Origin of the sequence: Hominibacterium faecale (assembly GCF_020734085.1) — a bacterium.
Lineage (GTDB): Bacteria > Bacillota > Clostridia > Peptostreptococcales > Anaerovoracaceae > Hominibacterium > Hominibacterium faecale.
In genome coordinates this window covers 1-9,759 of sequence record NZ_JAJAGH010000026.1, presented here as the reverse complement: position 1 = coordinate 9,759, position 9,759 = coordinate 1, and the positions used below count along the sequence as shown (strand labels likewise).

At 44.7% G+C, this 9,759-nt stretch carries 12 protein-coding genes; all 12 read right to left on the bottom strand.

The genetic code is table 11. From position 1 onward, the window contains the following. Positions 1-81: 81 nt before the first annotated feature. The 12 genes from LG211_RS19940 to LG211_RS19885 all read right to left on the bottom strand — a co-directional run bounded on the left by LG211_RS19940 (position 82) and on the right by LG211_RS19885 (position 9,630). Entirely contained in the window at positions 82-546 is a 465-nt protein-coding gene (locus tag LG211_RS19940) for a helix-turn-helix transcriptional regulator (protein ID WP_269478313.1), read from the bottom strand. A gap of 189 nt (positions 547-735) precedes the next feature. Next, positions 736-1,002, bottom strand: coding sequence for a prefoldin domain-containing protein (locus LG211_RS19935; protein WP_269478312.1), 267 nt, complete (start codon positions 1,000-1,002; stop codon positions 736-738). Then, positions 992-2,101 (bottom strand): relaxase/mobilization nuclease domain-containing protein, encoded by a 1,110-nt coding sequence (locus LG211_RS19930; protein ID WP_269478311.1) that lies wholly within the window; start codon positions 2,099-2,101, stop codon positions 992-994. Before LG211_RS19930 ends, LG211_RS19935 begins: the two co-directional genes overlap by 11 nt. Next, complete coding sequence (locus LG211_RS19925) at positions 2,062-2,382, bottom strand: MobC family plasmid mobilization relaxosome protein (RefSeq protein ID WP_226981078.1); 321 nt, start codon at positions 2,380-2,382, stop codon at positions 2,062-2,064. Before LG211_RS19925 ends, LG211_RS19930 begins: the two co-directional genes overlap by 40 nt. Before the next feature lie 4 nt (positions 2,383-2,386). Next, on the bottom strand, positions 2,387-2,548 hold the full coding sequence (locus LG211_RS19920; protein ID WP_004614779.1) for a hypothetical protein: 162 nt from the start codon (positions 2,546-2,548) through the stop codon (positions 2,387-2,389). An 857-nt stretch (positions 2,549-3,405) separates the two neighbouring features. Further along, positions 3,406-4,812 (bottom strand): repa, encoded by a 1,407-nt coding sequence (locus tag LG211_RS19915; RefSeq protein ID WP_269478310.1) that lies wholly within the window; start codon positions 4,810-4,812, stop codon positions 3,406-3,408. Between the two features lie 87 nt (positions 4,813-4,899). Continuing rightward, on the bottom strand, positions 4,900-5,364 hold the full coding sequence (locus LG211_RS19910; protein ID WP_269478313.1) for a helix-turn-helix transcriptional regulator: 465 nt from the start codon (positions 5,362-5,364) through the stop codon (positions 4,900-4,902). A gap of 189 nt (positions 5,365-5,553) precedes the next feature. Beyond that, positions 5,554-5,820 carry a prefoldin domain-containing protein gene (locus LG211_RS19905; RefSeq protein WP_269478312.1) on the bottom strand — a complete coding sequence of 89 codons (267 nt, stop codon included), beginning with the start codon at positions 5,818-5,820 and terminating at the stop codon, positions 5,554-5,556. Further along, positions 5,810-6,919, bottom strand: coding sequence for a relaxase/mobilization nuclease domain-containing protein (locus tag LG211_RS19900; RefSeq protein ID WP_269478311.1), 1,110 nt, complete (start codon positions 6,917-6,919; stop codon positions 5,810-5,812). Before LG211_RS19900 ends, LG211_RS19905 begins: the two co-directional genes overlap by 11 nt. Continuing rightward, on the bottom strand, positions 6,880-7,200 hold the full coding sequence (locus tag LG211_RS19895; protein WP_226981078.1) for a MobC family plasmid mobilization relaxosome protein: 321 nt from the start codon (positions 7,198-7,200) through the stop codon (positions 6,880-6,882). Before LG211_RS19895 ends, LG211_RS19900 begins: the two co-directional genes overlap by 40 nt. A gap of 4 nt (positions 7,201-7,204) precedes the next feature. After that, positions 7,205-7,366 carry a hypothetical protein gene (locus LG211_RS19890; protein WP_004614779.1) on the bottom strand — a complete coding sequence of 54 codons (162 nt, stop codon included), beginning with the start codon at positions 7,364-7,366 and terminating at the stop codon, positions 7,205-7,207. An 857-nt stretch (positions 7,367-8,223) separates the two neighbouring features. Next, complete coding sequence (locus tag LG211_RS19885; protein WP_269478310.1) at positions 8,224-9,630, bottom strand: repa; 1,407 nt, start codon at positions 9,628-9,630, stop codon at positions 8,224-8,226. Positions 9,631-9,759: the final 129 nt, after the last annotated feature.

The window sequence follows — 9,759 nt, the reverse complement described above, 5'->3', positions numbered from 1 at the left end:
CTACACCTCACTCCCTCTCGCCTTGACCGTTTATTTTATCAATGAAGTATTGCAGCTTTTTCTCTCAAGCTAAAAGCGAACCTACTTTTTAAGCTTTTTTCTTTTCAAAAAAGCCTTAACATTTTTTATACCAGCAATTCCAAACGCTACAGCAGAGCCCAACAACGCTAAATAAAAGATATCGACCATAAGATTTTCCATTTGAACAGGGACAAAAATGCCGACCACTAAACTAAGAAAAGCAACAAGGATTAATGTAAAACCTATTTTTATTGTTTTAAAATTTAATTGTACTCTCTTATTCTCACTACCATCATTGATTAATTTCTGTGTCATATTATTCATTTCTTTTCCTCCTAAAATTAATTCATCAAGAGTCAAATGAAAAGTTTTAGCAATAATGATAATCATTTCTATATCTGGTAAATTCTTGTTGTTTTCCCAGTTAGAAATAGCCTGTCTTGTTACACCAAGTTCATCTGCCATCTTTTGTTGAGTTAACTTTTCATCTGCTCTCAATTTTTTTATTTGTTCTCCAAAGTTCATTTGCTTCCTCCTCAACTTAAATTATTTACCTTAAAATAACAAGAAATATGCTCTTGCAATCAAGGATTTTCTTCGCAAATATCGCTTACAATCTACTTTTTATCTACCATACAAGGCATTTTATTGTAAAAAGTATTAAAAAAGTTCAGTACCAAATACGATTTTCTTATAACTCCGATTTTTCGTTTTCTACTTACCAAGCATACCATATACCAGCATTAGAAACACTAAGATATTGCAAACCATACCTCCCCAAAACAGGTACATCTTCAAGCCCTCATATCTGAAAAAGCTGTTCTTACTTTCCTCCAGCTCCCGGATCTTCTGCTTCATCACGCTCGTAAGAGTATCAGACTGCTTCTCAAGAAGCTTTGTAGCCCTCTGTATAGCCTCTATATTCGCCTGTAATGCCTTTCTAACCTCTTGGACGGTGTTTTCCTTAACCTCATCTTTCAAGCTCCCAATCTCGCCCGATATAGCGTCTTGAAGCAATTCGTTGCTGTTCTTCAGCAGCTCTACGCCCTGCTTCAGCTCGCTGATGAGCTTCCTGTTCTGCTCTGCGTCTCTCTGCCTGTTCTGCTCTGCCCTTACTTGTTCTTGATTTGACTGCTTCATCAATTCCTCGCAGTTCTCGCTCGACATCGCCAACGCTTCTTTGAGCAGACTGTTTTCCAGCTCTGTCCGGCTCTGTCGGTTTAACTCTTGAAGCTGCTCTCTTGGACTGCTCTGCTTCTGCTGTTCGTGCATTTCTCTCAAACTCATGCTCCATGCTCTCCTTTCCGAAATCCATATTGTAGTATTTTTCCAGCTTGTTATCCCTGATTTTACAAGCCTTTTCTCCTGCCTGTTCCCTGGCTAAGTCGGTATATGTGATGTACTTGTGGCTGTCCTGCCAGTCCACTCCGTACCCTCTTTCATTCATCAGCCGGATAAAGGTTTCCCGGCTGGTCGCTGTTTCCTTACAATCCAGCACCGCAAGGGCAATATCCTGCACATAGCTTTTGACCTTTCCCTGCTCTGCCTGTTTCAAAAGCTGGTAGGTGTCTTTGCTCCATGCCACCGTTTCTTCCCGGACTTCTCCAGCAAATGTCTTTCCTTTCTCCGGCACATGCAAGCCCTGTTCCCGGCTCTGCTCGTTGCACCGTTCCTTTAGGTCTTTAAGGTCGTGCTTACTCCATTGGAGCTTATGACCGTTCTCATAATTTACGGAATTAACAATAAAGTGCGTGTGTATATGCCCCTTGTCTATATGCGTGGCTATCAGAACTTCATGCCCTTTCCATGCCTTTGTATGCTCTGCCAGCTCGACAGCGTTCTTGTGAACCTGCTCCGGGGTTATTTTCTCGTCCTCATGGTAGGATTGCACATAATGCTTATATGTTCTTCCGTCCGTCTTGCCCCACAGCTCCTTTGTGGCTTGCATTTCCTCCTTGACCGTCTCCGGCTCACAATGCAGACCGCTGACAAGCTTCTCCTCTGTCTTTTCTTTTTTCGTCACATAATCTATTGCGTGCCCTATGCCCGCCTTTGAAGATACCGCCTTAATGACTGCCATACTTTGTTCAGCTCCTCTCCATGCTTCCGCACTTCCGCTTCACTCGGCAACATTCCCCCCTCATTACACCGCTTTGCTATTTGGTTGAGGTTGTTCCCTATCCGTTTCAGTTCCGGGAGAAGTTCTTTGATACCGTCCGTATTCACGATCTGCTTCTCCAGCACACAGGAAAGGATATACTCCTGCTGGTTCTTTCCACTCTCTGAAATCTTCTCCTGCAACTGCTGGTATTCTTCTTCACTTACTCGGAATGATAACTGCTTTGGTCTTGTCTTGTTCATGCCCTTACCACTCCATATCCATGACATCAAGCAAATCAAAGAAACGCTCCAGCGTCTTATTTTCCTTTTCTGCCGGGTTCTGTTTTACATATTTATCAATTACTTTCATCAGCTCCTGCACCTCGTATCTGTACTCAAACTGAATTTTATCCATTTCTTTTTTCATGCCTTTGACCTCTCTTTCTTCGGTGCTACCACCGTCACACTATGAGCCTTTCGGCTCTCTGAAAAGGGGGGATTGAAGGGGGGCTTGCTACCCTCACAAGTTCTAAAGTGGTAACACTTTAGGGAACTTGCAATATATCCGCTACACATATTATAGCATGATAGAAACTCTATATCAAGCGGATATATTCGTGCGTATATTCTGCCAAGAATATAGTGGAGCTTACTTCCTCTTGGGCGACTTTGGAAGTGTAGGAGGGAGACAGTCAAGGGCTTGTTTTTTATCTGCAGTATGAGCTTCGGCTTGCCGATCAGCGAGTACAGCAGATAAAAAATGGTCGCAGACCACCCTTTACTTTCTTCCACCGGAACGGACAATGAAGCACAGGGGGAAGTAACGGAACGGACGGACAGCCGTTTTCCCCTCCGGCATTATAGCCAACAAAAAAGAGTATCAAGGGTAAACGCTGCGGTCTATGGCCGCCCTTGACACTCTTTTCCTTATGGCTTTGATAATAAACAAGGGGAAATGGCTTCTTGTGGCATTTCTGCCACTATGGTATAATGGGCGACGCTACCACCCCTATACAGGTACAGAAAGGGGGTGTGCCACCATGAGTATATTTTCGTCTTTCTTACTCTCTGTCTTGGCAAGTGTAGTTGCCTACTACATCTGCAAATGGCTGGACGGAGATAAATAGGCGGTAGCCAGCCTAAGGCATAAGCCACCTTGCCACAACGGAATAGAAAAGCCCCGGAGTTGCGACCTCCGGGGCTTTTTGCGTGCCACAATGAGCACTTTCGTCTTTCTTGCCTACTGGCATTATAGCATATGCCTTTCGGCATTTCAAGTATACCCTACTTCCACCACTTATAAACCGTATGCTTTGCAAGTCCTGTCTCCCGGATGCAGTCCGCTTTCTTTCCTGCCGGGTGGCTCTCCTGCCATTCTCTGACTGTCCGCTCTGCTGTTGGTCTGCCCTCTTTTACTACTTCGCCTATAACTTTCATATCCTCTTTTTTTCGCCTTGCAAGATATAAATGAGCCTCTTGTTTTCTGTAGTTTCGCTTATTTGCTGGTATCGTAACCTTTGTGTTGTCCTCTATCCATTCCCGGCTTGCTATCGTTGACAGCCTTTTTCTGTCCCCTTTCAATGCTCGGAGAGCGTCTTTCACATCTGCCCGACTGAAATGGTTGTCCTCGTCCTCTGTAAGGCTCTCTAAATGCTCCAGAAACGCATAGGCGTCTCGCCTTATCTTCTGCTCAGATATACCACACTTCAAGCCATAAGAACACAACGCCATAATGGAAAAGTAACGTCCTCCAGCTTTCACTTCCTCGGTTATTTTCCGTTTCCACCACTCATATAAAGCTTCGTTACATACCCACGTACCGCCCTGCTTCTTACTTTTCTGCTTCGGCTCTCCCTGCACGATCCGCTTCTCATACCATTCCGGGTACAGCTCCTTTGCTTCTTCCAGCGTAACAGTACTTTTTCTTCTTGGCTTCTCATACAACGGAGCAAGGTCAACCTTACAACTCGGTATGCTGGCTTTTATATCCTCCAGCGTATAACGGTTCTCTGACAACTTATAGGCTTTTACTGGAAAATCTGCACCCAACTTCGACTGACTACCCACACACCGAAAACCTTGATAAATTCCGGTTATATCAGGGCTGTCCGGACGGATAGAGCTGGTATCATTCCATAACCGCTGGATAAGGGCTTCTTTCAGCTCCGCAAGCACTTCCTCCCGATTTCGATACAACTGAACCGGCTCCTGCAAGAAATAGTAAAGATGTACCCCCTTGCCGGAGCTGACAAGATAAGTCGGACGAAGCTGCACACCATTCCCAAACTGCTTCAACAGGTTCTTTAACTGCTGTTTTCCTACATAGTCCACGTCCACCACCACCGCAAACAGCTCATGAGCGTTCTCTTTCGTATGTGACTTTCCGTAAAAACTAATAGGCGGTATCAGCCCAAACCTATCCCCTATGACCTTATCCAGCATTTTCAGACTATCATCAATTACCCACTGCCGGGTTCTTCCTTTACCGGACGGTCTAATCTGTGTCGCTATAATATTGCCTTTTCCGTCCTCCTGCTCTTGCTGGAGACTGCCAACCGGAAACAACTCCCGATAGAAATCATGAGGACTTACTTCCGGGTATCCCCTCTCCAGCATAAGGGCTTCTTTCTCCCGATAAGCAGACTTCCACTCATACCCTCTTTTATCTCTCCTTTTGGTGTATTTTGCCATAGTCTTTTACACCTCACTCCCTCTCGCCTTGACCGTTTATTTTATCAATGAAGTATTGCAGCTTTTTCTCTCAAGCTAAAAGCGAACCTACTTTTTAAGCTTTTTTCTTTTCAAAAAAGCCTTAACATTTTTTATACCAGCAATTCCAAACGCTACAGCAGAGCCCAACAACGCTAAATAAAAGATATCGACCATAAGATTTTCCATTTGAACAGGGACAAAAATGCCGACCACTAAACTAAGAAAAGCAACAAGGATTAATGTAAAACCTATTTTTATTGTTTTAAAATTTAATTGTACTCTCTTATTCTCACTACCATCATTGATTAATTTCTGTGTCATATTATTCATTTCTTTTCCTCCTAAAATTAATTCATCAAGAGTCAAATGAAAAGTTTTAGCAATAATGATAATCATTTCTATATCTGGTAAATTCTTGTTGTTTTCCCAGTTAGAAATAGCCTGTCTTGTTACACCAAGTTCATCTGCCATCTTTTGTTGAGTTAACTTTTCATCTGCTCTCAATTTTTTTATTTGTTCTCCAAAGTTCATTTGCTTCCTCCTCAACTTAAATTATTTACCTTAAAATAACAAGAAATATGCTCTTGCAATCAAGGATTTTCTTCGCAAATATCGCTTACAATCTACTTTTTATCTACCATACAAGGCATTTTATTGTAAAAAGTATTAAAAAAGTTCAGTACCAAATACGATTTTCTTATAACTCCGATTTTTCGTTTTCTACTTACCAAGCATACCATATACCAGCATTAGAAACACTAAGATATTGCAAACCATACCTCCCCAAAACAGGTACATCTTCAAGCCCTCATATCTGAAAAAGCTGTTCTTACTTTCCTCCAGCTCCCGGATCTTCTGCTTCATCACGCTCGTAAGAGTATCAGACTGCTTCTCAAGAAGCTTTGTAGCCCTCTGTATAGCCTCTATATTCGCCTGTAATGCCTTTCTAACCTCTTGGACGGTGTTTTCCTTAACCTCATCTTTCAAGCTCCCAATCTCGCCCGATATAGCGTCTTGAAGCAATTCGTTGCTGTTCTTCAGCAGCTCTACGCCCTGCTTCAGCTCGCTGATGAGCTTCCTGTTCTGCTCTGCGTCTCTCTGCCTGTTCTGCTCTGCCCTTACTTGTTCTTGATTTGACTGCTTCATCAATTCCTCGCAGTTCTCGCTCGACATCGCCAACGCTTCTTTGAGCAGACTGTTTTCCAGCTCTGTCCGGCTCTGTCGGTTTAACTCTTGAAGCTGCTCTCTTGGACTGCTCTGCTTCTGCTGTTCGTGCATTTCTCTCAAACTCATGCTCCATGCTCTCCTTTCCGAAATCCATATTGTAGTATTTTTCCAGCTTGTTATCCCTGATTTTACAAGCCTTTTCTCCTGCCTGTTCCCTGGCTAAGTCGGTATATGTGATGTACTTGTGGCTGTCCTGCCAGTCCACTCCGTACCCTCTTTCATTCATCAGCCGGATAAAGGTTTCCCGGCTGGTCGCTGTTTCCTTACAATCCAGCACCGCAAGGGCAATATCCTGCACATAGCTTTTGACCTTTCCCTGCTCTGCCTGTTTCAAAAGCTGGTAGGTGTCTTTGCTCCATGCCACCGTTTCTTCCCGGACTTCTCCAGCAAATGTCTTTCCTTTCTCCGGCACATGCAAGCCCTGTTCCCGGCTCTGCTCGTTGCACCGTTCCTTTAGGTCTTTAAGGTCGTGCTTACTCCATTGGAGCTTATGACCGTTCTCATAATTTACGGAATTAACAATAAAGTGCGTGTGTATATGCCCCTTGTCTATATGCGTGGCTATCAGAACTTCATGCCCTTTCCATGCCTTTGTATGCTCTGCCAGCTCGACAGCGTTCTTGTGAACCTGCTCCGGGGTTATTTTCTCGTCCTCATGGTAGGATTGCACATAATGCTTATATGTTCTTCCGTCCGTCTTGCCCCACAGCTCCTTTGTGGCTTGCATTTCCTCCTTGACCGTCTCCGGCTCACAATGCAGACCGCTGACAAGCTTCTCCTCTGTCTTTTCTTTTTTCGTCACATAATCTATTGCGTGCCCTATGCCCGCCTTTGAAGATACCGCCTTAATGACTGCCATACTTTGTTCAGCTCCTCTCCATGCTTCCGCACTTCCGCTTCACTCGGCAACATTCCCCCCTCATTACACCGCTTTGCTATTTGGTTGAGGTTGTTCCCTATCCGTTTCAGTTCCGGGAGAAGTTCTTTGATACCGTCCGTATTCACGATCTGCTTCTCCAGCACACAGGAAAGGATATACTCCTGCTGGTTCTTTCCACTCTCTGAAATCTTCTCCTGCAACTGCTGGTATTCTTCTTCACTTACTCGGAATGATAACTGCTTTGGTCTTGTCTTGTTCATGCCCTTACCACTCCATATCCATGACATCAAGCAAATCAAAGAAACGCTCCAGCGTCTTATTTTCCTTTTCTGCCGGGTTCTGTTTTACATATTTATCAATTACTTTCATCAGCTCCTGCACCTCGTATCTGTACTCAAACTGAATTTTATCCATTTCTTTTTTCATGCCTTTGACCTCTCTTTCTTCGGTGCTACCACCGTCACACTATGAGCCTTTCGGCTCTCTGAAAAGGGGGGATTGAAGGGGGGCTTGCTACCCTCACAAGTTCTAAAGTGGTAACACTTTAGGGAACTTGCAATATATCCGCTACACATATTATAGCATGATAGAAACTCTATATCAAGCGGATATATTCGTGCGTATATTCTGCCAAGAATATAGTGGAGCTTACTTCCTCTTGGGCGACTTTGGAAGTGTAGGAGGGAGACAGTCAAGGGCTTGTTTTTTATCTGCAGTATGAGCTTCGGCTTGCCGATCAGCGAGTACAGCAGATAAAAAATGGTCGCAGACCACCCTTTACTTTCTTCCACCGGAACGGACAATGAAGCACAGGGGGAAGTAACGGAACGGACGGACAGCCGTTTTCCCCTCCGGCATTATAGCCAACAAAAAAGAGTATCAAGGGTAAACGCTGCGGTCTATGGCCGCCCTTGACACTCTTTTCCTTATGGCTTTGATAATAAACAAGGGGAAATGGCTTCTTGTGGCATTTCTGCCACTATGGTATAATGGGCGACGCTACCACCCCTATACAGGTACAGAAAGGGGGTGTGCCACCATGAGTATATTTTCGTCTTTCTTACTCTCTGTCTTGGCAAGTGTAGTTGCCTACTACATCTGCAAATGGCTGGACGGAGATAAATAGGCGGTAGCCAGCCTAAGGCATAAGCCACCTTGCCACAACGGAATAGAAAAGCCCCGGAGTTGCGACCTCCGGGGCTTTTTGCGTGCCACAATGAGCACTTTCGTCTTTCTTGCCTACTGGCATTATAGCATATGCCTTTCGGCATTTCAAGTATACCCTACTTCCACCACTTATAAACCGTATGCTTTGCAAGTCCTGTCTCCCGGATGCAGTCCGCTTTCTTTCCTGCCGGGTGGCTCTCCTGCCATTCTCTGACTGTCCGCTCTGCTGTTGGTCTGCCCTCTTTTACTACTTCGCCTATAACTTTCATATCCTCTTTTTTTCGCCTTGCAAGATATAAATGAGCCTCTTGTTTTCTGTAGTTTCGCTTATTTGCTGGTATCGTAACCTTTGTGTTGTCCTCTATCCATTCCCGGCTTGCTATCGTTGACAGCCTTTTTCTGTCCCCTTTCAATGCTCGGAGAGCGTCTTTCACATCTGCCCGACTGAAATGGTTGTCCTCGTCCTCTGTAAGGCTCTCTAAATGCTCCAGAAACGCATAGGCGTCTCGCCTTATCTTCTGCTCAGATATACCACACTTCAAGCCATAAGAACACAACGCCATAATGGAAAAGTAACGTCCTCCAGCTTTCACTTCCTCGGTTATTTTCCGTTTCCACCACTCATATAAAGCTTCGTTACATACCCACGTACCGCCCTGCTTCTTACTTTTCTGCTTCGGCTCTCCCTGCACGATCCGCTTCTCATACCATTCCGGGTACAGCTCCTTTGCTTCTTCCAGCGTAACAGTACTTTTTCTTCTTGGCTTCTCATACAACGGAGCAAGGTCAACCTTACAACTCGGTATGCTGGCTTTTATATCCTCCAGCGTATAACGGTTCTCTGACAACTTATAGGCTTTTACTGGAAAATCTGCACCCAACTTCGACTGACTACCCACACACCGAAAACCTTGATAAATTCCGGTTATATCAGGGCTGTCCGGACGGATAGAGCTGGTATCATTCCATAACCGCTGGATAAGGGCTTCTTTCAGCTCCGCAAGCACTTCCTCCCGATTTCGATACAACTGAACCGGCTCCTGCAAGAAATAGTAAAGATGTACCCCCTTGCCGGAGCTGACAAGATAAGTCGGACGAAGCTGCACACCATTCCCAAACTGCTTCAACAGGTTCTTTAACTGCTGTTTTCCTACATAGTCCACGTCCACCACCACCGCAAACAGCTCATGAGCGTTCTCTTTCGTATGTGACTTTCCGTAAAAACTAATAGGCGGTATCAGCCCAAACCTATCCCCTATGACCTTATCCAGCATTTTCAGACTATCATCAATTACCCACTGCCGGGTTCTTCCTTTACCGGACGGTCTAATCTGTGTCGCTATAATATTGCCTTTTCCGTCCTCCTGCTCTTGCTGGAGACTGCCAACCGGAAACAACTCCCGATAGAAATCATGAGGACTTACTTCCGGGTATCCCCTCTCCAGCATAAGGGCTTCTTTCTCCCGATAAGCAGACTTCCACTCATACCCTCTTTTATCTCTCCTTTTGGTGTATTTTGCCATAGTCTTTTACACCTCACTCCCTCTCGCCTTGACCGCTTATCTTATCAATAGGTTTTTGCACCTTTTTCTCTCAAGTATAAGGGAGTGCCTTTTGGATGTCAATATCTACACCTCACTCCCTCTCGCCTT

Coding starts and splice junctions, on each gene's coding strand:
- LG211_RS19910 (WP_269478313.1), bottom strand. CDS start 5,364: ATGAACTTTGGAGAACAAATAAAAAAATTGAGAGCAGATGAAAAGTTA.
- LG211_RS19895 (WP_226981078.1), bottom strand. CDS start 7,200: ATGAACAAGACAAGACCAAAGCAGTTATCATTCCGAGTAAGTGAAGAA.
- LG211_RS19930 (WP_269478311.1), bottom strand. CDS start 2,101: ATGGCAGTCATTAAGGCGGTATCTTCAAAGGCGGGCATAGGGCACGCA.
- LG211_RS19885 (WP_269478310.1), bottom strand. CDS start 9,630: ATGGCAAAATACACCAAAAGGAGAGATAAAAGAGGGTATGAGTGGAAG.
- LG211_RS19920 (WP_004614779.1), bottom strand. CDS start 2,548: ATGAAAAAAGAAATGGATAAAATTCAGTTTGAGTACAGATACGAGGTG.
- LG211_RS19925 (WP_226981078.1), bottom strand. CDS start 2,382: ATGAACAAGACAAGACCAAAGCAGTTATCATTCCGAGTAAGTGAAGAA.
- LG211_RS19900 (WP_269478311.1), bottom strand. CDS start 6,919: ATGGCAGTCATTAAGGCGGTATCTTCAAAGGCGGGCATAGGGCACGCA.
- LG211_RS19915 (WP_269478310.1), bottom strand. CDS start 4,812: ATGGCAAAATACACCAAAAGGAGAGATAAAAGAGGGTATGAGTGGAAG.
- LG211_RS19940 (WP_269478313.1), bottom strand. CDS start 546: ATGAACTTTGGAGAACAAATAAAAAAATTGAGAGCAGATGAAAAGTTA.
- LG211_RS19890 (WP_004614779.1), bottom strand. CDS start 7,366: ATGAAAAAAGAAATGGATAAAATTCAGTTTGAGTACAGATACGAGGTG.